At 73.7% G+C, this 22,199-nt stretch carries 23 protein-coding genes and 2 pseudogenes; 11 read left to right on the top strand and 14 right to left on the bottom strand.

Features of this window, described 5'->3' with window-relative positions:
* Window position 1: 1 nt before the first annotated feature.
* Both pflB and pflA read left to right on the top strand, forming a co-directional pair.
* The gene (gene pflB, locus JQN84_RS27460) at window positions 2-2,245 is read left to right on the top strand and encodes a formate C-acetyltransferase (RefSeq protein WP_204961430.1); all 2,244 of its coding nucleotides are present in this window, start codon (window positions 2-4) and stop codon (window positions 2,243-2,245) included.
* Window positions 2,242-3,027, top strand: coding sequence for a pyruvate formate-lyase-activating protein (gene pflA, locus JQN84_RS27455; protein WP_307821452.1), 786 nt, complete (start codon window positions 2,242-2,244; stop codon window positions 3,025-3,027). The genes pflB and pflA overlap by 4 nt, the downstream gene beginning before the upstream one ends.
* Before the next feature lie 17 nt (window positions 3,028-3,044).
* On the opposite strand, the gene JQN84_RS27450 is transcribed toward pflA, so the two are convergent.
* Window positions 3,045-3,266 (bottom strand): helix-turn-helix transcriptional regulator, encoded by a 222-nt coding sequence (locus JQN84_RS27450; protein ID WP_204961429.1) that lies wholly within the window; start codon window positions 3,264-3,266, stop codon window positions 3,045-3,047.
* Between the two features lie 218 nt (window positions 3,267-3,484).
* Between JQN84_RS27450 and JQN84_RS27445 the strand changes: the two genes are divergently transcribed.
* Both JQN84_RS27445 and JQN84_RS32430 read left to right on the top strand, forming a co-directional pair.
* Window positions 3,485-3,661, top strand: a complete 177-nt coding sequence (locus JQN84_RS27445; RefSeq protein WP_204927549.1) for a hypothetical protein — start codon at window positions 3,485-3,487, stop codon at window positions 3,659-3,661.
* Window positions 3,658-3,927 (top strand): annotated as a pseudogene (locus JQN84_RS32430) (hypothetical protein); the annotation flags it as partial. The gene JQN84_RS27445 and the pseudogene JQN84_RS32430, both read left to right, overlap by 4 nt.
* 34 nt (window positions 3,928-3,961) lie before the next feature.
* Here the strand turns inward: JQN84_RS32430 and JQN84_RS27435 are convergent.
* Window positions 3,962-4,432 (bottom strand): cyclic nucleotide-binding domain-containing protein, encoded by a 471-nt coding sequence (locus tag JQN84_RS27435; RefSeq protein ID WP_067305204.1) that lies wholly within the window; start codon window positions 4,430-4,432, stop codon window positions 3,962-3,964.
* A 202-nt stretch (window positions 4,433-4,634) separates the two neighbouring features.
* Here JQN84_RS27435 and JQN84_RS27430 point away from each other — a divergent pair, with 202 nt between their 5' ends.
* From JQN84_RS27430 to JQN84_RS27420, 3 genes are all read left to right on the top strand, one after another.
* A complete protein-coding gene (locus JQN84_RS27430; protein WP_307821451.1) occupies window positions 4,635-7,352 on the top strand; it encodes a cation-translocating P-type ATPase in 2,718 nt (905 codons plus the stop codon).
* A gap of 49 nt (window positions 7,353-7,401) precedes the next feature.
* Window positions 7,402-8,286, top strand: a complete 885-nt coding sequence (locus JQN84_RS27425) for a universal stress protein (protein WP_204961427.1) — start codon at window positions 7,402-7,404, stop codon at window positions 8,284-8,286.
* A 108-nt stretch (window positions 8,287-8,394) separates the two neighbouring features.
* Window positions 8,395-9,264 (top strand): universal stress protein, encoded by an 870-nt coding sequence (locus JQN84_RS27420; protein ID WP_204961426.1) that lies wholly within the window; start codon window positions 8,395-8,397, stop codon window positions 9,262-9,264.
* Between the two features lie 38 nt (window positions 9,265-9,302).
* Here the strand turns inward: JQN84_RS27420 and JQN84_RS27415 are convergent, their stop codons facing one another.
* From JQN84_RS27415 to JQN84_RS27405, 3 genes are all read right to left on the bottom strand, one after another.
* Complete coding sequence (locus JQN84_RS27415; RefSeq protein ID WP_204961425.1) at window positions 9,303-9,929, bottom strand: FMN reductase; 627 nt, start codon at window positions 9,927-9,929, stop codon at window positions 9,303-9,305.
* On the bottom strand, window positions 9,926-11,071 hold the full coding sequence (locus JQN84_RS27410) for an LLM class flavin-dependent oxidoreductase (RefSeq protein ID WP_204961424.1): 1,146 nt from the start codon (window positions 11,069-11,071) through the stop codon (window positions 9,926-9,928). Before JQN84_RS27410 ends, JQN84_RS27415 begins: the two co-directional genes overlap by 4 nt.
* 113 nt (window positions 11,072-11,184) lie before the next feature.
* Window positions 11,185-11,583: a hypothetical protein gene (locus tag JQN84_RS27405; RefSeq protein WP_204961423.1), complete on the bottom strand. Its 399-nt coding sequence runs from the start codon at window positions 11,581-11,583 to the stop codon at window positions 11,185-11,187.
* A gap of 178 nt (window positions 11,584-11,761) precedes the next feature.
* Here JQN84_RS27405 and JQN84_RS27400 point away from each other — a divergent pair, with 178 nt between their 5' ends.
* Together JQN84_RS27400 and JQN84_RS27395 are read left to right on the top strand one after the other, a co-directional pair.
* Complete coding sequence (locus JQN84_RS27400) at window positions 11,762-11,974, top strand: type II toxin-antitoxin system HicB family antitoxin (RefSeq protein WP_204961422.1); 213 nt, start codon at window positions 11,762-11,764, stop codon at window positions 11,972-11,974.
* On the top strand, window positions 11,971-12,195 hold the full coding sequence (locus JQN84_RS27395; RefSeq protein ID WP_204961421.1) for a type II toxin-antitoxin system HicA family toxin: 225 nt from the start codon (window positions 11,971-11,973) through the stop codon (window positions 12,193-12,195). The genes JQN84_RS27400 and JQN84_RS27395 overlap by 4 nt, the downstream gene beginning before the upstream one ends.
* Window positions 12,196-12,286: 91 nt before the next feature.
* Here the strand turns inward: JQN84_RS27395 and JQN84_RS27390 are convergent, their stop codons facing one another.
* Window positions 12,287-12,892, bottom strand: coding sequence for a DNA-3-methyladenine glycosylase (locus JQN84_RS27390; RefSeq protein WP_204961420.1), 606 nt, complete (start codon window positions 12,890-12,892; stop codon window positions 12,287-12,289).
* Window positions 12,893-12,988: 96 nt separating this feature from the next.
* On the opposite strand from JQN84_RS27390, the gene JQN84_RS27385 reads away from it, so the two are divergent.
* Together JQN84_RS27385 and JQN84_RS27380 are read left to right on the top strand one after the other, a co-directional pair.
* Complete coding sequence (locus JQN84_RS27385) at window positions 12,989-13,396, top strand: DNA-binding protein (protein WP_239486219.1); 408 nt, start codon at window positions 12,989-12,991, stop codon at window positions 13,394-13,396.
* Window positions 13,397-13,792: 396 nt separating this feature from the next.
* On the top strand, window positions 13,793-14,143 hold the full coding sequence (locus JQN84_RS27380) for an MmcQ/YjbR family DNA-binding protein (RefSeq protein ID WP_204961419.1): 351 nt from the start codon (window positions 13,793-13,795) through the stop codon (window positions 14,141-14,143).
* 59 nt (window positions 14,144-14,202) lie between these two features.
* Here the strand turns inward: JQN84_RS27380 and argH are convergent, their stop codons facing one another.
* From argH to JQN84_RS27340, 8 genes and pseudogenes are all read right to left on the bottom strand, one after another.
* Window positions 14,203-15,666: an argininosuccinate lyase gene (argH, locus tag JQN84_RS27375; RefSeq protein WP_204961467.1), complete on the bottom strand. Its 1,464-nt coding sequence runs from the start codon at window positions 15,664-15,666 to the stop codon at window positions 14,203-14,205.
* Window positions 15,667-15,757: 91 nt separating this feature from the next.
* Window positions 15,758-16,267, bottom strand: a complete 510-nt coding sequence (locus JQN84_RS27370; protein WP_088645179.1) for an arginine repressor — start codon at window positions 16,265-16,267, stop codon at window positions 15,758-15,760.
* Window positions 16,264-17,193 (bottom strand): ornithine carbamoyltransferase, encoded by a 930-nt coding sequence (argF, locus tag JQN84_RS27365; protein ID WP_204961418.1) that lies wholly within the window; start codon window positions 17,191-17,193, stop codon window positions 16,264-16,266. Before argF ends, JQN84_RS27370 begins: the two co-directional genes overlap by 4 nt.
* Window positions 17,190-18,392 carry an acetylornithine transaminase gene (locus JQN84_RS27360; protein WP_204961417.1) on the bottom strand — a complete coding sequence of 401 codons (1,203 nt, stop codon included), beginning with the start codon at window positions 18,390-18,392 and terminating at the stop codon, window positions 17,190-17,192. Before JQN84_RS27360 ends, argF begins: the two co-directional genes overlap by 4 nt.
* Complete coding sequence (argB, locus tag JQN84_RS27355) at window positions 18,389-19,318, bottom strand: acetylglutamate kinase (protein WP_088645182.1); 930 nt, start codon at window positions 19,316-19,318, stop codon at window positions 18,389-18,391. The genes JQN84_RS27360 and argB overlap by 4 nt, the downstream gene beginning before the upstream one ends.
* Window positions 19,315-20,487 carry a bifunctional glutamate N-acetyltransferase/amino-acid acetyltransferase ArgJ gene (gene argJ / locus JQN84_RS27350; protein WP_204961416.1) on the bottom strand — a complete coding sequence of 391 codons (1,173 nt, stop codon included), beginning with the start codon at window positions 20,485-20,487 and terminating at the stop codon, window positions 19,315-19,317. The genes argB and argJ overlap by 4 nt, the downstream gene beginning before the upstream one ends.
* 175 nt (window positions 20,488-20,662) lie before the next feature.
* Complete coding sequence (gene argC, locus JQN84_RS27345; RefSeq protein WP_204961415.1) at window positions 20,663-21,664, bottom strand: N-acetyl-gamma-glutamyl-phosphate reductase; 1,002 nt, start codon at window positions 21,662-21,664, stop codon at window positions 20,663-20,665.
* A gap of 111 nt (window positions 21,665-21,775) precedes the next feature.
* Window positions 21,776-22,137 (bottom strand): annotated as a pseudogene (locus tag JQN84_RS27340) (ISL3 family transposase); the annotation flags it as partial.
* Window positions 22,138-22,199: the final 62 nt, after the last annotated feature.

Raw genomic sequence — 22,199 nt, 5'->3', positions numbered from 1 at the left:
CATGACCGGCACCGCACATCTCGACCCGTGGCGTGGCTTCACCGGCGACGCCTGGCGCGACACCGTCGACGTGGCCGCCTTCGTCCGGGACAACCACGAGCCGTACACCGGGGACGCGTCGTTCCTCACCGGGCCCACCTGCCGCACCCTGGAGGTCTGGGGCACGCTGAAGTCGATGTTCGTCGAGGAACGCCGCCGCGGCGTGTACGACGTCGACGCCGCCACCCCGTCCACCATCACCGCGCACGCCCCCGGGTACATCGACCGGGAGCGGGAGCTGATCGTCGGGTTGCAGACCGACGCGCCGCTGCGCCGGGCGATCATGCCGGCCGGTGGGCTGCGGATGGTGGAGACCGCGCTGAAGGCGTACGGCTACCCCGCCGACCCGCAGGTGCACCGGATCTTCACCACGTACCGCAGGACGCACAACGACGCGGTGTTCGACGCGTACCCGGCCGACGTGCTCGCCGCGCGCCGCTCGCACATCATCACCGGGCTGCCCGACGCGTACGGGCGGGGACGGATCATCGGCGACTACCGGCGGGTGGCGCTGTACGGGGTGGACCGGCTGGTCGCCGAGCGTAAGGCGCTCAAGGCGGCGCTGGACGACCGGCCGTCGACCGACGAGGTGATCCGGGACCGGGAGGAGCTGGCCGAGCAGATCCGGGCCCTCGGCGAGCTGGCGCAGATGGCGGCGGGCTACGGATACGACATCGCCGGCCCGGCCACCACCGGCCGGGAGGCGATCCAGTGGCTCTACTTCGCCTACCTGGCCGCCACCAAGGAGCAGAACGGCGCGGCGATGTCGCTGGGGCGTACCGCCGGGTTCGTCGACGTCTACCTGCGGCGGGACCTGGCCGAGGGGCGGCTGACCGAGATGGACGCCCAGGAGCTGGTCGACGACTTCGTGATCAAGCTGCGGATCGTCAGGTTCCTGCGCACCCCCGAGTACGACCAGCTCTTCTCGGGCGACCCGACCTGGGTCACCGAGGCCCTCGGCGGGATGGGTGCCGACGGCCGGCCGCTGGTCACCCGGACCAGCTTCCGCTATCTCCAGACCCTCTACAACCTCGGTCCCGCGCCGGAGCCGAACCTGACCGTGCTCTGGTCGCCCCGGCTGCCGGTCGGCTTCAAGCGGTTCTGCGCCCAGGTGTCGCTGGACACCAGCGCCATCCAGTACGAGAACGACGACCTGATCCGGCCCGCGTACGACGACGACACCGCGATCGCCTGCTGCGTGTCGGCGATGCGGGTGGGCCGGGACATGCAGTTCTTCGGCGCCCGCGCCAACCTCGCCAAGGCCCTGCTGTACGCGATCAACGGCGGGCGCGACGAGATCACCGGTGAGCAGGTCGCCCCGGCCACCGCCCCGGTCGGCGGGGAGACCCTCGACTACGCCGAGGTGCTGGCCGCCTACGAGCGCACCCTGGACTGGCTGGCCGAGACGTACGTGGACGCGTTGAACGTGATCCACCACCAGCACGACAGGTACGCCTACGAGCGGCTGGAGATGGCCCTGCACGACCACCCGGTGCGCCGGTTCATGGCCACCGGCATCGCCGGGCTGTCGGTGGCGGTGGACAGCCTCGCCGCGATCCGCTACGGCAAGGTGAAGGTGCTGCGCGACGACACCGGCCTGGCCATCGACTACGTGGTCGAGGGGGAACCGCCGACGTACGGCAACAACGACGAGCGGGCCGACGCGATCGCGGTGTGGCTGACCGAGACGTTCGCGGCGAAGCTGCGCCGGCAGCGCACCTACCGCGACGCGGAGCTGACCATGTCGGTGCTGACCATCACCTCCAACGTGGTGTACGGCAGGCACACCGGCAACACCCCGGACGGCCGGCGGGCCGGTGAGCCGTTCGCCCCGGGCGCGAACCCGATGAACGGCCGGGACACCCACGGGCTGGTGGCCGCCGCGCTGTCGGTGGCGAAGCTGCCGTACGACGCCGCCCGCGACGGCATCTCGCTGACCTCGACGGTGACCCCGGACGGGTTGGGTCACACCCGCGACGAGCGGATCGACAACCTGGCCGGGGTGCTGGACGGCTACACCGATGCCGGCGGGTTCCACCTCAACGTCAACGTGCTGGACCGGGCCACCCTGGTCGACGCGATGGCGCACCCGGAGCGCTACCCGCAGTTGACCGTCCGGGTGTCCGGGTACGCGGTGAACTTCGTCCGGCTCACCCGGGAACAGCAGGAGGACGTGGTGTCGCGGACCTTCCACGGGTCGCTGTGAACGTCCGGCCGCGCGACGCCGTCGCCACCGCCAGCCGGCGGGGCGACGGCGTGCCGACCGGGGCGGTGCACTCGTGGGACGTGTCGGTGGGGGTGGACGGGCCGGGCACCCGGTTCGTGGCCTTCCTCGCCGGCTGCCCGCTGCGCTGCCGGTACTGCCACAGCCCCGACACCTGGTACCGGCGCAGCGGCCGGCATCAGACGGTGGACGAGCTGATGGCGGAGATCGAGCCGTACCGGCGGTTCATCGCGGTGGCCGGCGGCGGGGTGACGATCAGCGGCGGCGAGCCGCTGATGCAGCCCCGGTTCACCGGCGAGGTGCTGCGCCGCTGTCACGATCTCGGCCTGCACACCGCGCTGGACACCTCCGGTTTCCTCGGCGTCCGGGCCGACGACGCCCTGCTCGACGCCACCGACCTGGTGCTGCTGGACATCAAGTCGTGGGACCCGGCGACCTACCGCCGGGTCACCCGCACCGGGTCGGTCACCCCGACGTTGCGTTTCGGCCGCCGGCTCGCCGACCGGGGCACCCCGATCTGGGTACGGTTCGTGCTGGTCCCCGGCCTCACCGACGCCGAGGAGAACGTGGCGGGCGTCGCCGACTTCGTCGCCGGGCTTTCCACCGTGCAGCGGGTCGAGGTGCTGCCGTTCCACCGCCTCGGCGCGCACAAGTACGCCGAGCTGGGGCTCACCTTCCCCCTCGCGCAGACGGAACCTCCCACCCCGGAACTGGTGGCCCGGGTCCGGGCCCAGTTCGCCGAACGCGGCCTGACCGTCACCTGACGCCCGGCCCAGGGCAGTCAGCCCTGGGTGTCCTCGTCGGCCGGACGGGGCTGCCGGTGGTCCCGGATGTATGCCTCGACGTCGGACCGCAGCCACACCGAGCCGCCCTGCAACGTCTGGAACGGGCGCGGGAACTTGGGGTGGACGACGATCTGGCGCAGTCGGGAGCGGCCCACGCCCAGCATCGCCATCATCTCCGCCGGTCCGACAAGCGGCCCTGGCACCTCCGGCTCACCCATGCGCAACAAGGTAGACATGGGCTTGCCTACCCGATTTATCAGCGCATGATCTGGTCCACCTAACCTAGCGCGCTTGAAATGGCCGGGCAAAATTAGGTCTACCAGAATTGACAGGGGGGTGACCGGCGGTGTGGAATCGGTGACGCGGTGCCTCCGCCCTGGTGGAGCTGGGCTCGGCGGGGCGGGGTGCCGCGACGACCCCACCCCCGGGAGGCGCAATGTGTCGACACCGCGCGGTGCCGTACCTGATCGAGTTGGCCTGGCGCTGCCTGGACCAGCACCGCGACCGGCGGTGCGAACGCTGCACCGGCACCGGCTTCTGCCCGGCGGCGGAGGCCGCCCGCACCCGGATCAGGGCGTGGCGCAGGTACCGCAGCGTGTTCGGTCGGCGGTGAACGCGCCCCCGCCGAGGGCGGGCGACCTGCTCCTGCTGACCCGCGCGGCCAGCGTCCAGTTCGTCAGGCCGGTCCGGTTCCGGGTGATCCGCGTGCTCGACTGGCCCACGTACGACGGCTGGATCTGGCTCGACGGCTACCGGCTCGACGACCGGGGCGACGCGGTGGCCCGCCGGACGGTCTTCGTGCAGCCGGCCGGACTCGTCGTCACCGCGCACACCGCCCCGACCCCGACGCAGCGGTCCGGGCCGACGCCGACGGGCGTGTCGACCCGGGCGCGGGTGTCGCCGCCCGTCCGGGTCAGCTCGCCGCCGAGGTCGGGTAGCCGTACAGGTCGAGCAGCCGGACCCGGGACGCCTGGAGCCGGTCCACCACCACGCTCATGAACCGGGTGGTGAGCTGCCGGCCCAGAGCGTCGTCGGACTCCATCAACCGGCGCACCCCCTCGGCGGTGAACTCCACGGTCGGCGTCCGCCGGACGGCCACCGCACCGAACTGCCAGCGGTACGGCGGGAACAGCCACGACCAACCCAGCACCCCACCGGCCCCGATCGACTCGATGCCCACGTCCCCGCGTGCGGGGACCGGGAAGTCCAACGCCACCTCACCGCCCCGGACCAGCCAGAACCGTTCCGCCGGCTGACCGGCGCGGAACAGCCGGTGACCGGGGTGCCAGACCACCGGCCGGGCGTACCCGGTCAGCCGGGGCAGCCACTGCGGCGGCAGCCCGGCGAGGAACGGGTGCTCGGTGAGCATCTCCAGAGGGGTCATCGGGGTGCCCTTCGCCGGTGGTCGTCGCCTCCATGGCACACCCGTCGGCGGCCGAGCGGCAGGGCCGTTGGTCCCGTGACCTGCGGCGGATCGCCTCTGCCCGCCCGGCCGGCCGGGCGCGACCCTGGACCGGGACGGCGTGCCCGGGACGCGCCGCGACGAGACGGGGAGGCCACCGGTGGCGACATCCGGTGCAGGGTCGGTGCTGACGGACGACACCCGCGACGCGGAGCCGGTGACCACCGGCCTGTCCACCGCCGAGGCGGCGGCGCGGCTGCGCGCGGACGGCCCGAACACCGTCGCCGCGCCGGCCCGACGGTGGCTCGTCGGCCGGGTGCTGCGCCAGCTCACCGATCCGCTCGTCGCACTGCTGCTGGCCGCCGCGGTGATCACCACCCTGCTCGGCGACTGGCCGGACACGGCGGTGATCGTGCTGGTGGTGGCGGTGAACACCGTCATCGGGGTGGTGCAGGAGGTGCGCGCCGACCGGGCCATCGCCGCCCTCGACCAGCTCTCCGCCCCCACCGCCCGGGTGGTACGCGACGGCCGGGACGTGGTGCTGCCGGCCGCCGACCTGGTCCGCGACGACCTGGTCCGGGTGGAGGCCGGTGACGTCGTCCCGGCGGACCTGCGGCTGGTCGAGGCCAACCGGTTCCAGGTCGACGAGTCGGCGCTGACCGGCGAGTCGGTGCCGGTGCAACACCACGACGGCGAGGAGGCACGGGCCGGCACGGTGGTGACCACCGGCCGGGCCGCCGGCACCGTGATCCGCACCGGCGCAGCCTCCGCGCTGGGCAGGATCAGCGCGCTGGTCGCCGGCACCCGGCCGGCCCCGACCCCGTTGCAGCGCCGGCTGGCGGTGCTCGGCCGGGTCCTCGCGGTGGTCGTGGTGGCCCTGTCCGGGCTGGTCTTCGCCATCGGCGTCGCCGGCGGCCGACCGGTGGTGGAGATGGCGGTGACGGCGGTGAGCCTGGTGGTGGCCGCCGTACCGGAATCGCTGCCGGCGGTGGTGACCCTGGCGTTGGCGCTGGGCGCACGCCGGATGGCCGGGGCCCGGGCCATCCCACGCCGGCTGCACGCGGTGGAAACCCTCGGCTCGGTCACGGTGATCGCCTCCGACAAGACCGGCACCCTCACCGAGGGCCGGATGGCGGTACGGACCGCGGTCACCCCCGACGGCACCCGGTACGACGTCGACGGCGTCGGCTACGCCCCGCACGGGCGGGTGGGCCGCGACGGCGTACCGGTGGCCGTGCCGGAGGACCTGCGCCGGCTGGCCCGCGCCGGGCTGCTCTGCAACGACGCGACGCTGTCGCCGCCGCAGGACGACCGGCCCGACTGGGGCGCGGTCGGTGACCCGCTGGAGGCCGCCCTGGTCGCCTTCGCCGGCCGGTGCGGGCTGGAACCGACGGCCACCCGCAGCGCCTGGCCCCGGGTGGCCGAGCACCCGTTCGCGCAGGCCACCCGCCGGATGCTCACCGTGCACCGGGCCTGCGACGGCCAGCGCCTCGTGGTCTGCAAGGGGGCACCGGAGAACGTGCTGACCACGCCCCTGCTGGACGCCACCGCCGAGGAGATCGACACGCTGGCCACCGCCGCCCGCGAGCTGGCCGCCGAGGGGCTGCGGGTGCTCGCGGTGGCGTCCGCGCTGGTCGACACGACGCCCGACCTGGCGGCACCGGTCGGGTTGCGCCCGGTGGGGCTGGTCGCCGTCGGTGACCCGCTGCGGGCCGGTGCCGCCGGGATCGCCGCCGGTCTCGACACCGCCGGGGTACGGCTGCTGCTGGTCACCGGCGACCATCCGGCGACCGCCGCCGCGATCGGTGGCCGGCTCGGCCTCTGGCAGCCCGGCGACCCGGTGGTGCGGGGCGACACCGACGACGCCACGCAGGCCGGGCCGCACGCGCGGGTGTTCGCCCGCACCCAGCCGGAACAGAAGCTGGACATCATCGCCGGCCTCCAGGCCCGGGGGCACGTGGTGGCGATGACCGGGGACGGGGTCAACGACGCTCCGGCGCTGCGTCGCGCCGACATCGGGGTGGCGATGGGCGGCGGCACCGAGGTCGCCCGGCAGGCCGCCGACCTGGTGCTGGTCGACGACGACCTGGCCACCGTCACCGTCGCGATCGGCGAGGGCCGGCGGATCTACGACAACATCCGCCGGTTCCTGCGCTACGCCCTCTCCGGCGGGGTGGCCGAGATCGTGGTGATGCTGCTGGGTCCGCTGTTCGGGCTGCCCGTACCGCTGCTGCCGGCGCAGATCCTCTGGATCAACCTGCTCACCCACGGGCTGCCGGGGGTGGCGCTCGGCGCGGAACCCGCCGAGCCGGGCACCCTGCGCCGGGCACCCCGCTCGCCCCGCGAGTCGGTGCTCGGGGCCGGGCTGGGCCGCGACGTGCTGGTCACCGGGGCGCTGATCGCGTCGGTGGTGCTGGCCGCCGGGACGACCGCCGCCCACGCCGGGCTGCCCTGGCAGTCGGTGGTGTTCGTGGTGCTGGGCCTGGCCCAACTCGGGGTGGCGCTCGCCGTCCGGGCACCCCGGGCGGCCGGGGCGGGGCGGGCCAACCTCGGGCTGCTCGTCGCCGTGGCCGGATCGGCGCTGCTCCAGGTCGGCGGGGTGCTACTGCCACCGCTGCGGATGCTGCTCGGCACCGAACCCCTCGGCCCCACCGTCCTGCTGGCCTGCCTGGCGGTCAGCGCCCTGCCCGGTCTGGTGCTGCGGTTGGCCCGCCGCCACCCCGCCGCCGGCACCCCGGCCGGGGCTGTCACCGACGCCGGCACCGACGCGGTGACCGACGTCCCGACGGTCGCCGTCACCGATCCCACCCGGGTCGCGGTCACCGACCCCGCGGTCGACGGGCCGGGCCGGGAACGTCCGGTGCGGGACCAAGGACCCACCGACGGGGCCGGACGCCCCTGACCCGACGGGCCGGACCCGACCAGGCTGGAGACGGACGAAGGAGGACGTGATGACCAACAGAGCCGGTGCCCCCGTCGTGGTGGGTGTGGACGGTTCCCGATCGGCGTTGGACGCGGTCGGGGTGGCCGCCCGGGAGGCCGTCGCCCGCAACCGCCCGCTGCGGGTGGTGCACGCGTTCATCTGGCCGCTCTTCGGCGTCCCGCTCGGCCCCGCGCCCGTCGGACCGCCCGACGGCGGGCTGCGCAACGAGGCGGAGCGGATCGTCACCGAGGCGGTCGCCGAAGCCGGCAAGATCGCCCCGGAGCTGACCGTCACCGGGTACCTGTCCGACGGGGCGCCGACCCCGGTACTGCTGCGCGAGGCCCGCGACGCGGCGCTGGTGGTGCTCGGCACCCGGGGGCTCGGCGGCTTCGCCGGGCTGCTGATCGGTTCGGTGGCGGTGCAGGTCTCGGCCCGTGCCGACTGCCCGGTGCTGGTGGTCCGGGGTGAACCACGGGCCGACGGCCCGGTACTGGTCGGGGTGGACGGGTCGGCGCTGTCCACCGAGGCGCTCGGGTTCGCCTTCGCCGCGGCGGCGCAGCGCGACACCGGGCTGCTGGCCGTACACGCCTGGCTGACCCCGGCACCGATCGGCCCGGGTGACGTGCTGCCACTGGTCTACGACGTGGAGGCGCTCGCCGCCGAGGAGGAACGGGTGCTCGCCGAGGCGCTGGCCGGCTGGTCGCAACGCTATCCGGACGTGCCGGTGACCCGGCGGCTGGTGCCCGGCGCGGCGGCCCGGGTGCTGGTCGAGGCGTCGGCGTCGGCCCAGCTCACCGTCGTCGGCGCGCACGGCCGCGGTGCCCTGGGCGGGGTGCTGCTCGGTTCGGTCAGCCACGCGGTGCTGCACCACGGGCACGGCCCACTGGTGATCGTCCGACGCCCGGCGGCCTGACCGCAGGTGGCGGCACGCCCGGTCGGGTCACCTGCCGGCGCGGACGGGCCGGCACGTCGACAATGGGTCGGACCGGCAACGAGGGCTGAACCGATCCTGGGAGGGCCGATGAACCGACCGGTAGTGGTGGGGGTGGACGGATCGCCGGCCAGCCTGGCCGCCGCGGAGCAGGCCGCCCACGCGGCGGTGCTGCGCGGCGTACCCCTGCACCTGGTGCACGGCTACCTGCACCCGCTCGGGTACGGCGTCCCGCTGAACCCGTACGACCTGGGGGTGCCCGCGCCGTCGGAGGAGGCGCAGCGGATGTTGGAGCGGACCGCCGCCGAGCTGGCCGACAGGTGGTCGGGGCTGACCGTGCAGGCGCGGCAGATCGCCGGTGGGGCGGGCGCGACGCTGGTCGAGGAGTCCCGCCGGGCCGGCCTGGTGGTGGTGGGCAGCCGGGGCCTGGGCGGGTTCACCGGGTTGCTGCTCGGCTCGGTCGGCGCGCAGGTCGCCGCGCACGCGTACTGCCCGGTGCTGGTGGTCCGGCCGGAGGCTCAGCCGATCCCGATGGACGGGCCGGTGCTGGTGGGCGTGGACGGCTCGCCGGCCGCCGGGGTGGCCGCCGACCAGGCCGCCGCCGAGGCCGTCCGACGGGGGGTCCCGCTGGTGCTGGTGCACGTCGGCCCCACCCCGCCGGAGCGGGACGGAGCCGACGCGGAGCAGGCCGAGGCCGGTTACCGGGCGCACGCGGTGCGGCTGCTCGCCGAGGCGTCCGCCGCCGTACGCGCCGACCACCCGGACGTGGTGCTGCGGGAACATCCGGTCCGGGCGGTCGGGGTGGCGCAGGGCCTGGTCGAGGCGAGCGCGACGGCGTCGGTGCTGGCCGTCGGCACCCGGGGGCGGGGTGGTTTCACCGGCCTGCTGCTGGGTTCGGTCAGCCAGGCGGTGGTGCAGCACGCCCACTGCCCGGTGCTGGTGGCCCACCCGTACCGGTGAGTGGTCGCCCGGCCCGCCGGCCGGGGACGCGGGGCGGGTCAGTCCTCCCGACCGCCGCCGAGGAGTTCGGCGAAGTCGGTGGTGAGGGCGAACGGGTCGGCCGGGCCGGTAGCCGGTGGCCGCCTGTCGACCTGGTCGGCCAACTCCCGGCCAGCACGCTGGATGCGGGACCGCAGCGCCCCCTCGGCGGTGCCGCCGGACCAGTCCTCCGGCGCGGCGAAGACCGACGTCGGCAGCACCACCGCCCGCAGGTAGCCGAACATCGGCCGGACGGCATGTTCCAGGGCCAGGGAGTGCCGGGCGGTGCCGCCGGTCGCGCCGATCAGCACCGGCCGGTCGACCAGCGCCTGGGCGTCCACCACGTCGAAGAAGGACTTGAACAGCCCGTTGTACGACGCGTTGAAGATCGGCGTGACCGCGACGATGCCGTCGGCGCCGGTGACCGCGTCCAGGGCGGCCCGCAGCTCGGTCGACGGGAAGCCGGTGAGCAGGTTGTTCACCACGTCGTGGGCGTGGTCGCGCAGCTCCACCACCCGCAGCTCCACCTCGTCGCCGCGCCGGACCAGCTCGTCGCGGGCCGCCGCGGCGAGCTGGTCGGCGAGCAGCCGGGTGGACGACGGCTGACTCAGTCCCGCCGACACCACGGCCAGGGTGCGGCGGGTCATCGCCGGCCCTCCGCCCCGGCCCCGGCCAGGTCACCGGCGTCGGGCGTCCCCGTGGCCGCCTTGCCGGCGGCGTCGCGGGCGGCGACCAGCGAGGCGTGGGTGGGCGCGACCGGCACGTGCGCCGGGCGCAGCGCGTCGAACTCCTTGCGCAGCACCGGTACGACCTCCTCGCCGAGCAGGTCGAGCTGCTCCAGCACCGTCTTCAGGGGCAGCCCCGCGTGGTCGAGCAGGAACAGCTGCCGCTGGTAGTCGCCGACGTACTCGCGGAAACCGAGGGTACGGTCGATGACCTGCTGCGGGCTGCCCACGGTCAGCGGGGTCTCCCGGGTGAACTCCTCAAGCGACGGCCCGTGCCCGTAGACCGGCGCGTTGTCGAAGTACGGCCGGAACTCGCGTACCGCGTCCTGCGAGTTGCGCCGCATGAACACCTGGCCGCCGAGCCCGACGATGGCCTGCTCGGGCGAGCCGTGGCCGTAGTGGGCGAAGCGCTGCCGGTAGAGGCCGACCATCCGCTGGGTGTGCTCCTTGGGCCAGAAGATGTGGTTGGCGAAGAAGCCGTCACCGTAGTACGCAGCCTGCTCGGCGATCTCGGGGCTGCGGATCGAGCCGTGCCAGACGAACGGCGGCACGTCGTCGAGCGGGCGCGGGGTCGACGTGAACGACTGCAACGGGGTACGGAACTTGCCCTGCCAGTCGACGACGTCCTCGCGCCACAGCCGGTGCAGCAGCTCGTAGTTCTCGATGGCGAGCCGGATGCCGTTGCGGATGTCCTGCCCGAACCACGGGTAGACCGGCCCGGTGTTGCCGCGCCCCATCATCAGGTCCACCCGGCCGTCGGCCAGGTGCTGGAGCATGGCGTAGTCCTCGGCGATCTTCACCGGGTCGTTGGTGGTGATCAGCGTGGTCGAGGTGGACAGCAGCAGCCGCTCGGTACGGGCGGCGATGTGCCCCAGCATGGTGGTCGGCGAGGAGGGGACGAACGGGCGGTTGTGGTGCTCCCCGGTGGCGAAGACGTCGAGACCGACCTCCTCGGCCTTGAGGGCGATCGCCACCATCGCCTTGATCCGCTCGTGCTCGGTCGGCTCCCGTCCGGTGGTCGGGTCGACCGTGACATCGCCGACGGTGAAGACTCCGAACTGCATGACCAGCTCCTCGCGTCTGAGATACCGGGACCGTTCGTGGTACCCGGACGTCGCGCACAACATAGTTGCAGCGTCAACTATTCCGGCGGCGACCACGCCCGGGGTGGCCCCGGTCACCCCGCCGGCGGCCGCTCCCCCTCGGTGGGCGTACCCGGGCCGGGCTGGTCCGATGCGCCCGACGGCGGACCGGCGGGAGCCGCCGGAGCGTCACCGGCAGCACCGGTGGCCGGCGGTACGGCGTCGGACGGGCCGCCCGTCGGCGACGGGCTGGCGGGTGGCGTGGGGTACGACGGCGCGGCGGGCGGGCCGTACCCGGCCGGGCCGCTCGTTCCATACCCGGCCGGGCCGGACGGGGGCCGGGCCGGGACCGGAGGCGGCCCGGGCGGGGTCGGCCGGCGGCGGGCCATCTGCGCCGCCACCACGACCACCGCGGCCAGCACCAGCATCACCAGTAGCGGAATGACCACGCAGGCCAACCGGCCGACCAGCACTCCGGCGTCGTGTGCGTCCATCCGGGCCACCTCCAGGGTCAAGATTGCCGCGAATGCTAACCAATTTCGCCAGGACCGGGCGTCCCCCCTTTCTGCGACGACGGGAGAACTGCGGCGCGGCGTCAGCGGGTCGGCGGCCCACGGAAATGTCCGCCGGACTCGTAGGATGAGCATGGTCCGGCGTTCTGGGAGGGTGGAAATGGTGAGAACGTTCACGGCCGCTGTCCATCAGGAAGACGACTGGTATGTCGCCCGCTGCCTGGAACTGGACGTGGCGAGCCAGGGCGGGTCGGTCGACGAGGCACTGGTCAACCTGCGGGAGGCCGTCGAGGCGTACCTTGAGGAGGTCGCGCAGCCCACCATCGAGGCAACCCCTCTGGTCACCTCCTTCCAGGTCGGCAAAGCCGCGTGAGTCCGGCACTGGCCGATCTGCCGCTCCGCAAGGTCATCGCCGGACTCGCCAAGGCCGGGTTCGATCACGTCCGAACTCGGGGCAGCCACGCCGTGTACCGCGACTCCGCAGGAAACGTGGTGGTGGTTCCGAACCACAGCACGATCAAACGGGGCACCCTCGCATCCATCCTCCGTCAGGCGGGATTGACGGCAGCGGAGTTCGAGCAGTTGATCAGCTAGCCCTTCGCCCCTCCACCCGGAACCGGGCGAGGTTCGCCCAGCACCGGCAGTCCTCTCACCGCGCTGGGCTTTCCCGACCCGGATCTGCCGGTCAGGTGCGACGTCGGGGTACGTGCCGGCGGTAGGGGCTGACCGTCGGATCGCCGGTGATCCAGAACCGCCAGGGCACATCGTGTGCGGCGGCCACCCCGACCCGGGGGCCGGCGGAGACCTCGGCCCGGGCGACCGGGCGGGTGGGTGGGCTCAGCAGCAGGGGGCCGCTCCCGTCGAGCACGCAGGTGCCGTTCGCCGCCGCGGTGACGCCGAGCGCGACGGCCAGCCGGGCGGGCCCCCGGGCCAGGTCCCGGTCGGCGACGTCGCCCCGACGGGCACGGGCGGTCGGCAACCCGTCGACCACCTCACCGGCCCGCACCAGGACGGCCGCCGCCTCACCGTCGCGACCACAGACGATGTTGAGACACCAGTGCATGCCGAACACGAAGTACGTGTAGGCGTGCCCGGCCGGGCCGAACATCACAGTGGTCCGGGGGGTGGGGCCCCGGTGGGCGTGCGACGCCGGGTCCTCACCGGTGCCCGCGTACGCCTCGACCTCGGTCAGCCTGACCCGGACGCCGCCGGCGGCGAGCTCCCAGCCGAGCAGGGTGCGCGCCGTCTCGGCGACCTCGGCGGCGGGGGCGTGCAGCCACGGGTAGTCCACCGGTCCAGGTAACGCCACCCGGCGAAGATCGGCAAACCGACGAGGACCTTTGAACGTTTCGTTGACAATGTTCCGTTGATGGTTTGGGATGGGGTGATGAACGACGCCTTCACCGCACCCGACGCGAGCCGCGCCCGGGCCGAACGGACCTACGCCGCACTGCACCGGCTCAGCGAGCGGCACGCCGACACCGATGCCCGACGCCGCCGGCACACCAACCCGCACCTCGCCGACCCGTGGGAAGCGGTCTGCGTGGTCACCGCGCTCGCCGCCGGCGGGATCGTGCCGGACACCGACGAGGAGCCCGTCGACGGCGCCGACCTGATGGCTGCGCTGACCCTGCTGCCACACCTGCGGGCCGAACTCGACACGCTGGAGGCGGGCCTGCTGACGACGGCACGGGCCCGGGGACTGACCTGGCAGACGATCGGCCACGGCCTCGGCCTGGGCAGCGCACAGGCCGCCCGGCAGCGCTACGAACGCCTGGTCAGCCGGACCACCTGACCGTCGACGCGACGATGTCAACCCCGGCCACCACCCCACTACTGGGAGTAGTTCGCTGGCCGCCGCCGCCTTCCCCGCTGCGACGCTTTGCTCTGCTGACCTCGACGCGACAGACACCCTGAGTAACGACTGCTGTTCCGGACTGCCGCCTCAGCTCCAGCGACATCCGCAGGTCAAGCGGGTGTCGCGGAAAGGGCAGCAGAGCAAAGGACACGAAGGGATGTGGGTGTCCGAGGAGCAGAGGTCACTCACCGTGGTCACGGAGCCCTGGTCACCTACCGTGATGACCTTCCCTCCGCCACCGGCGACGCGGCGACAACGGCCAGGTCGGTCGACCGGCCGGAGGGGGCCGGTTCGGGGAGACTGGGCCGACCACCACCGCACCGGGAGGACACCGTGACCCGCGAGGAGATGCTGGCGTACTGCCTCGGCAAGCCGGGGGCCTGGCTGGACCGGCCCTGGGAGGGCGACGAGGTGGTGAAGGTGGGCAGCCGGATCTTCGCGTTCCTCGGCGCACCCGACGGCACCGCCCGGGTCGGGGTGAAGTGCGGCCCGAGCCGCGAGGTCGCCGACGAGTGGCTGCACCGGTTCCCCGCCGACGCCCGACCGATGCCGTACGTCGGCCGCTCCGGCTGGAACGCGCTCGACCTGGGCGGCGCCATCCCCGACGACGAACTGGTCGAGGCGGTCGACGGCTCGTACGAGGCGGTGGTGGCGAAGCTGCCCCGCCGCGAACGCCCCGCCTGACCACGCCCGGTCGTCCGTGCCCCGCAGCAGGGGACGACGGACGACCGGCGCGGGTCAGCTCAGCGGGGGACGACCCGCTCGGCGGCCCACTCCCGCCAGCCGGTGAGCTGGTCGGACGCGGCGGCGAGCTGGTCGGCGACCGGACCGGGGCCGGTGGAGCCGGGGGTGATCCGGGCGGCCAACGCCGACCGGACCGACAGCACGTCACGCACCGACGGGTCGAGGTGCTCGCTGACCGCCGCCAGATCAGCGTCGGAGACCTCGTCGAGGGCGCAGTCCCGGGCCGCGCAGAGCGCCACCAGCTTGCCGGTGATCTCGTGCGCGTCGCGGAACGGCACGTTGCGCCGGACCAGCCAGTCGGCGATCTCGGTGGCGAGCGAGAAGCCCACCGGCGCGGCGGCGACCAGGCGGTCCACCCGGACGGTCATCGTGGAGATCATCCCGGCCAGCGCCGGCAGCAGCAGCTCCAGGGTGTCGACCGCGTCGAACGCGGGCTCCTTGTCCTCCTGCATGTCCCGGTCGTAGGCCAGCGGCAGGCCCTTGAGCATCGTCAACACGCTCATCAGCCCGCCGACCAGCCGGCCGGACTTGCCCCGGGCCAGCTCGGCGATGTCCGCGTTCTTCTTCTGCGGCATGATCGACGACCCGGTGGCGAACGCGTCGTCCAGCTCCACCCAGCCGAACTCGTGCGACGTCCAGAGCACCACCTCCTCGCCGAGGCGGGACAGGTGCACCCCGACCAGCGCGGTGACGAAGAGGAACTCGGCGACGAAGTCCCGGTCGGCGACCGCGTCCATCGAGTTGGCGAACGACGTCCGGAAGCCCAGTTCCTTGGACACCACCACCGGGTCCAGCGGCAGTCCCGACCCGGCCAGCGCACCCGCGCCGAGCGGGCTGACCGCCGTACGGTGGTCCCAGTCGCGCAGCCGCTCCAGGTCCCGCAGCAACGGCTGGACGTGGGCCAGCAGCCAGTGCCCGAAGGTGACCGGCTGGGCGTGCTGGAGGTGGGTCATCCCCGGCGCGGCCGTGTCGACGTGCCGTTCCGCCTGCTCCACCAGGGCCTCGGCCAGCTCGACCAGCCGTGCCGCCACCCCCCGGGCGTGATCCCGCAGATACAGCCGCAGGTCGGTGGCGACCTGGTCGTTGCGGGAGCGGCCCGCGCGCAGCTTGCCGCCGAGGCTGCCCAGCCGCTCCAGCAGACCCCGCTCCAACGCGGTGTGCACGTCCTCGTCGTCGATCGTCGGGCGGAACTGCCCGGACGCGCAGGCCGCCTCCAGGTCGTCCAACGCGGCCAGGATGCGCCCCAGCTCGTCGGGGTCGAGCAGCCCCGCGCCGGCCAGCACCCGGGCGTGCGCCCGGGAACCCGCGATGTCGTACGGGGCGAGACGCCAGTCGAACTGGACGCTCACCGACAGCCGCGCCAGGGCCTCGGCGGGGCCACCGGCGAACCGGCCACCCCACAGACTCGTCCGGTTCGTCGCGGCGCTGTTCTCGGTCAGGCTCTTGTCGTCCACGCCGCTCATTCTGGCAGTGCTCACCTTTCGCTCCCCGACGGTGGGGTACACGCCCCCGCCGCCGGCCCGTCCGTCAGCTGTGAACCCGTGACCCGACAGGTCACGGGGTGTTCGTCTCGCCGCCGTCGTCGCGGCGGGCCCACCCGGCGAGCTTCTCACCCAGCGCGGCCCCGCCGTCGGCCTCCCGGGCCACCACCAGGATGGTGTCGTCACCGGCGATGGTGCCGACCACCTCGGTCAGGCCCGCCCGGTCCACCGCGCTGGCCAGGTAGTGCGCCGCGCCCGGCGGGGTACGCAGCACCGCGATGTTGCCGCTGGAGTCGACCCCGTTGAGCAGTTCCCGCAGCAGCCGGATCAGCCGGGCGGGGGCCGCCTCGGCGTCGCGCAGCGGCCGGTGGCCGTCCTCGGGGATCAGGTAGCCGGCCCGCCCGTCACCGCCCCGGGCCTTCACCGCACCCAACTCCTCCAGATCCCGGGAGAGGGTGGCCTGGGTGACCTGCACCCCGTCGGCGGCCAGCAGGTCGGCCAGCTCGGTCTGGGAACGGATCGCCCTGGCCCTGATCAACTCGACGATGCGGGCGTGCCGGGCGGCGCGGGTCGGCGCGGTCATGATGAGGAGGCCTCCAGGAGAAAGGTCAGCAGCGCCTTCTGGGCGTGCAGCCGATTCTCCGCCTGGTCGAAGACCACGCTGTGCGGGCCGTCGAGCACCTCGCTGGTGATCTCCTCGTCCCGGTGCGCGGGCAGGCAGTGCAGCACCTTCACGTCCGGCCGGGCGTGGCCGAGCAGCGCGGCGTTCACCTGGTACGGCAGGAACGGGGTGATCCGGTCCAGCCCGTCGTCCTCCTGCCCCATCGAGGTCCAGGTGTCGGTGGCGACCACGTCGGCGTCCCGGACCGCCTCCACCGGGTCGACCAGCGCCCGCACCGACCCGCCGGTGCCGGCGGCGATCTTCCCGGCCCGGTCCAGCACCCCCGGATCGGGCTGGAACCCGGCCGGCCCGGCGACCCGCACGTGCATCCCGGCGGTCGCCCCGGCCAGCAGGTACGAGTGCGACAGGTTGTTCGCCGCGTCCCCCACGTACGCCAGGGTCCGCCCGGCGGTGCCGCCGCAGTGCTCGCGGACGGTGAGCAGGTCGGCCAGGAGCTGGCACGGGTGGTAGCCGTCGGTCAGCGCGTTTACCACCGGCACCGTGGCGTGCTCCGCCACCTCGGCGATCCGGTCGTCGCCATGGGTGCGCAGCACGATGGCCGCGACGTAGCGGGACAGCACCCGGCCGGCGTCGCCGAGCGTCTCGCCCCGCCCGAAGTGGGTGACCTGGGTGTCCACCACCAGCGGATGGCCGCCGAGTTCGGCGATGCCGGCGTCGAAGGAGATCCTGGTCCGCAGGCTCTGCTTGTCGAACAGGACCGCTACCGAACGCGGCCCGGCCAGCGGGGTGAACCCGAACCGGTCGGCCTTCATCCGGGCGGCCAGGTCGAGCACGGCCGACTGTTCGGCCGGGGTGAGGTCGTCGTCGGCCAGCAGGTGCCGGATCATGTGCGGGTCTCCGTCGGGGTCGGGGTGGGGTTGGGGGTGGCGGCGTCGAGGGCGGCGGGGAGGGCGGCCAGGAACGCGTCGACCTGCCCGGCGGTGAGCACCAGCGGCGGGGCGAGCCGGATCACCCCCGGCTGGACCGGGTTGACCAGGAACCCCGCCGACCGCAGCGCTTCGGCCACCGGGCCGGCGACCGGCGCGGCGAGCACGATGCCGAGCAGCAGCCCGGCCCCGCGTACCTCGGTGACCAGTGGGTGGCCCAGCGCCTCGACGCCCCGGCGCAGCCGTTCGCCGATGCGCTTGACGTGGTCGAGCAGCCCCTCGCTGGCGATCGTGGAGACCACCGCGAGGGCGGCGGCGCAGCTCACCGGGTTGCCGCCGAAGGTGGTGCCGTGCGAACCGGCGCGCAGCAGCTCGGCGGCCCGGCCGAAGGCCAGGCAGGCACCGATCGGCAACCCGCCGCCGAGCCCCTTGGCCAGGGTGACGACGTCCGGCTCGACCCCCTCGGCCTGGTGGGCGAACCAGTACCCGGTACGCCCGATGCCGGTCTGCACCTCGTCGAGGACCAGCAGGGCCCCGTGCCGGGTGGTGATCCGCCGCGCCTCGGCCAGGTAGCCGGGCGGCGGGACGACCACCCCGTTCTCGCCCTGCACCGGCTCCAGGATCACCATCGCCGTCGCGTCGGTGACGGCCGCCGCCAGCGCCGCCACGTCGCCGTACGGGACGTGGTCGACGTCGCCGGGCAGCGGGCGGAACGGGTCGGCCTTCGCCGGCTGGCCGGTCAACGCGAGCGCCCCCATGGTGCGGCCGTGGAAACCGCCGACGGTGGCGACGACGTGCGACCGGCCGGTGAGCCGGGACAGCTTGAACGCGGCCTCGTTGACCTCCGCGCCGGAGTTGGCGAAGAACACCCGGCCCGGCCGGCCGGCCAGCGCCAGCAGCAGTTCCGCCAGCGCCACCGGGGGTTCGGCGACGAACAGGTTGGAGACGTGACCGAGGGTGGCGACCTGCTTGGACACGGCGGCCACCACGGCGGGGTGGGCGTGCCCGAGGGAGTTGACCGCGATGCCGCCGAGCAGGTCGACGTACTCCCGGCCGGCCTCGTCGACGACGACCGCGCCCGAACCGGAGGCCAGCGCCAGCGGCGGGGTGCCGTAGTTGTCCATCATGGACTGCCGCCAGCGTTCCACCAGCGTGCTCATGAACCGACCGTGCCTTCCTGGTTGGTGGTGGACCCGGTCGGGGTGTCGACGACCATCGTGCCGAACCCCTCCGAGGTGAAGACCTCCAGCAGCGTGGAGTGGGCGACCCGGCCGTCGACGACGTGCGCGGCGGGCACTCCCCCGCGCACCGCCCGCAGGCAGGCCTCCATCTTGGGCACCATCCCCGCTTCCAGGGACGGCAACAGCTTCGCCAACGCCTCCGTGCCGATCTCGCTGACCAGGCTGGCGGTGTCCGGCCAGTCGGCGTACAGGCCGGCCACGTCGGTGAGGACGACCAGCTTGCGGGCCTCCAGGGCGATCGCCAGCGCGGCGGCGGCGGTGTCGGCGTTGAGGTTGTGCAGCACCCCGTCGGCGTCCGGCGCGACGGTCGAGATGACCGGGATCCGGCCGGCCGCGATCAGGTCGGTCACCGCCGAGACGTCCACCGACTCCACGTCACCCACCTGACCCACGTCGACCGCCTCGCCGTCGACCCAGGCGGGCCGGCGCACGGCGGTGAACAGGCCGGCGTCCTCGCCGGACAGGCCCACCGCGAACGGCCCGTGCGCGTTGATCAGGCCGACCAGTTCCCGGCCCACCTGACCCACCAGCACCATCCGGACGACGTCCATCGCCTCCGGCGTGGTGACCCGCAGGCCACCCTTGAACTCGCTGGCGATGCCGAGCCGACCCAGCATCGCCGAGATCTGCGGGCCGCCGCCGTGCACCACGACCGGCTTGAGCCCGGCGTACCGCAGGAAGACCATGTCGGCGGCGAAGGCCCGTTGCAGGGTCGGGTCGACCATCGCGTTGCCGCCGTACTTGACCACGACGGTGGCCCCGGAGAACCGGGCCAGCCAGGGCAGCGCCTCGATCAGCGTCTCGGCCTTCGCCTGGGCCCGGGTGAGATCCGCGGACAGGCTCATGTCGAGTACGCCGAGTTCTCGTGCACGTACGCGTGCGACAGGTCGTTGGTCCAGATCGTGGCCGCCGCCGCGCCGGCGTGCAGGTCGATCCGGATGGTGACGTCCCGGCCGGTCAGGTCGACCTTGGACCGGTCCTCGGCGGCGGCACCGGAACGGCACACCCAGATCCCGTTGACCGCCACGTCCACCGCGTCCGGGTCGAACGCGGCGGCCGTGGTGCCGACCGCGGCCAGGATCCGCCCCCAGTTCGGGTCGTTACCGAACAACGCCGTCTTGACCAGGTTGTTGCGGGCCACCGAACGGCCCACCTCGACCGCGTCGTCCTCGTCGGCGGCACCGACCACCTCGATGGCGACCTCCTTGGTCGCCCCCTCGGCGTCGGCCACCAACTGCTGGGCCAGGTCGTGACAGGCCGCGGTGACGGCGGCGGTCAACTCCGCCTCGTCGGGTTCCACCCCGGACGCCCCGCTGGACAGCAGCAGCACCGTGTCGTTGGTGGACATGCAGCCGTCGGAGTCGACCCGGTCGAAGGTGACCCGGGTGGCCGCCCGCAACGCCGCGTCCAGCAGCTCCGGCCCGGCCACCGCGTCGGTGGTCAGCACGCACAGCATGGTGGCCATGCCGGGGGCGAGCATGCCCGCGCCCTTCGCCATCCCGCCCACGCTCCACCCGGCGCCCCGGGCGACGGTGGTCTTCGGCCGGGTGTCCGTGGTCATGATCGCCTCGGCGGCGGCCGGACCGCCGTCGCGGGCCAACGCCCGGATCGCGGTACGCACCCCCGGCAGCAGCTTGTCCATCGGCAACCGCTCGCCGATCAGCCCGGTCGAGCAGACCGCCACGTCACCGGCACCGAGCCGCAGCCGGGGGCTGGACGCGGTGAGCGCGGCGGCGGTGTGCTCGGCGGTGGCGTGGGTGTCCTGGAAACCGGCCGGGCCGGTGCAGGCGTTCGCGCCACCGGAGTTCAGCACCACCGCGCGGACCACGCCGCCCCGGACGACCTGCTGCGTCCAGCGCACCGGCGCGGCCCTGACCCGGTTGGTGGTGAAGACGCCGGCCACTCCGGCGTCCGGACCGTCGTTGACGACCAGGGCGACGTCGGTGGCCCCGCCGCTCTTCAACCCGGCCGCGACACCGGCCGCACGGAAGCCCCGAGGGGCGGTGACAGTCACTGGACTAACCTTTCGTTCGCGACTGCGGGGCTCCGCTGCGCTGCGCTCCTCGCGCTCACCGATGCTGACTGTCTGTTCGCGACTGCGGGGCTCCGCTGCGCTGCGCTCCTCGCGCTCACCGATGCTGACTGTCTGTTCGCGACTGCGGGGCTCCGCTGCGCTGCGCTCCTCGCGCTCACGGTGCAACTCCGAAAGTAGACAGGCCGGTGGTTTCGGGGAGGCCGAGCATCAGGTTGGCGTTCTGCACCGCCTGGCCGGCGGCGCCCTTGCCGAGGTTGTCGATGGCGCTGACCACGATCACCCGGCCGGAGTCGACGTCGACGGTGGCCTGGAGGTGGCAGGAGTTCGCCCCGGCGGTCGCGGCGGTGTGCGGCCACGCCCCCTCGGGCAGCAGGTGCACGAACGGCGCGTCGGCGTACGCGTCGGCCAGCACCGCACGCGGGTCGGCGTCGCCGGTGGGCACGGCGGTGACGGTGGCGAGGATGCCACGCGGCATCGGGGCCAGCACCGGGGTCAGCGACAGCCCGGTCGCGCCGGTAGCCTGCTTGATCTCCGGAACGTGCTGGTGGGCACCGACCTTGTAAGGCGACAGGTCCCCCATCACCTCGCTGCCGAGCAGGTGCGTCTTGGCGGCCCGACCGGCTCCGGAGGTGCCGGAGGCAGCCACCACGACCACGTCGGCCGGCGCGACCGCACCGACGGCGATCAGCGGCGCGAGGGCCAGCGTGATGGCGACGGCGTAACAGCCGGTGTTGGCGACCCGGGTCGCCCCGGCGATCGCCGCGCGCTGGCCGGGCAGCTCCGGCAGGCCGTACGTCCACGCCCCGGCGTGCGGGCCGCCGTAGTAGCGGGACCAGGCGTCGGCGTCACGCAGCCGGTGGTCGGCACCGAGGTCGACCACCCGCACCGACTCCGGCAGCTCGGCGGCGAGCGCCGCCGACTCGCCGTGCGGCAGGGCCAGGAAGACCAGGTCCGCGTCGGCCAGCGTCGCCGGGTCGGTCGCCGCGAACGTCAGGTCCAACCCCGCGAGCTGCGGGTGCACGGCGGTGACCGGCGCACCGGCCTGGCGGTGCGCGGTGGCCGCGACCAGGTCGAACTCGGGATGACCGGCGATCAGGCGCAGCAACTCGCCCCCGGCGTAACCACTCGCCCCGGCGACCGCAACTCGGATACCCATTCCAACCTCCGCATGACTATGCAGAGAAGGTTAGCCTCTAGCCCACTCCCCTGCAAGTTCATGCACCCCAGCGCGTGGATGCGAGGCAGTGGAGCACCCTCGCACTGCAACATCCACACACCGATCACGGGGCGTGCGCCCGGTGGGCAACGGGATGGGCAGCAGGCTGCGCAGGGTCGCGTGACGAGACAGGTCCATGGCCAGCATTGCCAGCAGACGCGAACCTGCCCCGCCCACCAGTTCCTTGACCACGGTCCTGAACTGCCTGTCCAAGCGGGCCATGCGGTGCCGGCATCGCTCCAACCCTCGGGGAACCTGCTCGCGGAAGGTGTGTCGACAGCCGCGCGTGGGGCACACCAGACGCCCCACCCGCACGCGGACCGCCACCGGAACCCGTCGATCGGGACGTCGGCCACCGTTCGCCAGCGTCATCCGTCAATCAATCCCGGCGAGGCCCCGCACATCGGGCTGACATCCTCCACTTAGAGGCAACGAGGCCTTACCACTCTCCGTCACACCGAATGTGAGGCATGGG

This window comes from Micromonospora humidisoli, from assembly GCF_016900955.1.
GTDB lineage: Bacteria > Actinomycetota > Actinomycetes > Mycobacteriales > Micromonosporaceae > Micromonospora > Micromonospora wenchangensis.
The sequence above is the reverse complement of the archived record's forward strand: the minus strand, read 5'-3'. Positions and strand labels throughout refer to the sequence as shown.

What these genes read in the sequence shown, in the direction of transcription:
- JQN84_RS27410 (WP_204961424.1), bottom strand. Translation starts at nt 11,071, where the DNA reads ATGCAGTTCGGAGTCTTCACCGTCGGCGATGTCACGGTCGACCCGACC.
- JQN84_RS27420 (WP_204961426.1), top strand. Translation starts at nt 8,395, where the DNA reads ATGAACCGACCGGTAGTGGTGGGGGTGGACGGATCGCCGGCCAGCCTG.
- JQN84_RS27435 (WP_067305204.1), bottom strand. Translation starts at nt 4,432, where the DNA reads ATGACCCCTCTGGAGATGCTCACCGAGCACCCGTTCCTCGCCGGGCTG.
- argB (WP_088645182.1), bottom strand. Translation starts at nt 19,318, where the DNA reads ATGAGCCTGTCCGCGGATCTCACCCGGGCCCAGGCGAAGGCCGAGACG.
- argH (WP_204961467.1), bottom strand. Translation starts at nt 15,666, where the DNA reads ATGAGCGGCGTGGACGACAAGAGCCTGACCGAGAACAGCGCCGCGACG.
- JQN84_RS27450 (WP_204961429.1), bottom strand. Translation starts at nt 3,266, where the DNA reads ATGGGTGAGCCGGAGGTGCCAGGGCCGCTTGTCGGACCGGCGGAGATG.
- JQN84_RS27400 (WP_204961422.1), top strand. Translation starts at nt 11,762, where the DNA reads ATGGTGAGAACGTTCACGGCCGCTGTCCATCAGGAAGACGACTGGTAT.
- JQN84_RS27385 (WP_239486219.1), top strand. Translation starts at nt 12,989, where the DNA reads ATGAACGACGCCTTCACCGCACCCGACGCGAGCCGCGCCCGGGCCGAA.
- pflB (WP_204961430.1), top strand. Translation starts at nt 2, where the DNA reads ATGACCGGCACCGCACATCTCGACCCGTGGCGTGGCTTCACCGGCGAC.
- JQN84_RS27415 (WP_204961425.1), bottom strand. Translation starts at nt 9,929, where the DNA reads ATGACCCGCCGCACCCTGGCCGTGGTGTCGGCGGGACTGAGTCAGCCG.
- argF (WP_204961418.1), bottom strand. Translation starts at nt 17,193, where the DNA reads ATGATCCGGCACCTGCTGGCCGACGACGACCTCACCCCGGCCGAACAG.
- JQN84_RS27445 (WP_204927549.1), top strand. Translation starts at nt 3,485, where the DNA reads ATGTGTCGACACCGCGCGGTGCCGTACCTGATCGAGTTGGCCTGGCGC.
- JQN84_RS27425 (WP_204961427.1), top strand. Translation starts at nt 7,402, where the DNA reads ATGACCAACAGAGCCGGTGCCCCCGTCGTGGTGGGTGTGGACGGTTCC.
- argC (WP_204961415.1), bottom strand. Translation starts at nt 21,664, where the DNA reads ATGGGTATCCGAGTTGCGGTCGCCGGGGCGAGTGGTTACGCCGGGGGC.
- JQN84_RS27370 (WP_088645179.1), bottom strand. Translation starts at nt 16,267, where the DNA reads ATGACCGCGCCGACCCGCGCCGCCCGGCACGCCCGCATCGTCGAGTTG.
- JQN84_RS27405 (WP_204961423.1), bottom strand. Translation starts at nt 11,583, where the DNA reads ATGGACGCACACGACGCCGGAGTGCTGGTCGGCCGGTTGGCCTGCGTG.
- JQN84_RS27360 (WP_204961417.1), bottom strand. Translation starts at nt 18,392, where the DNA reads ATGAGCACGCTGGTGGAACGCTGGCGGCAGTCCATGATGGACAACTAC.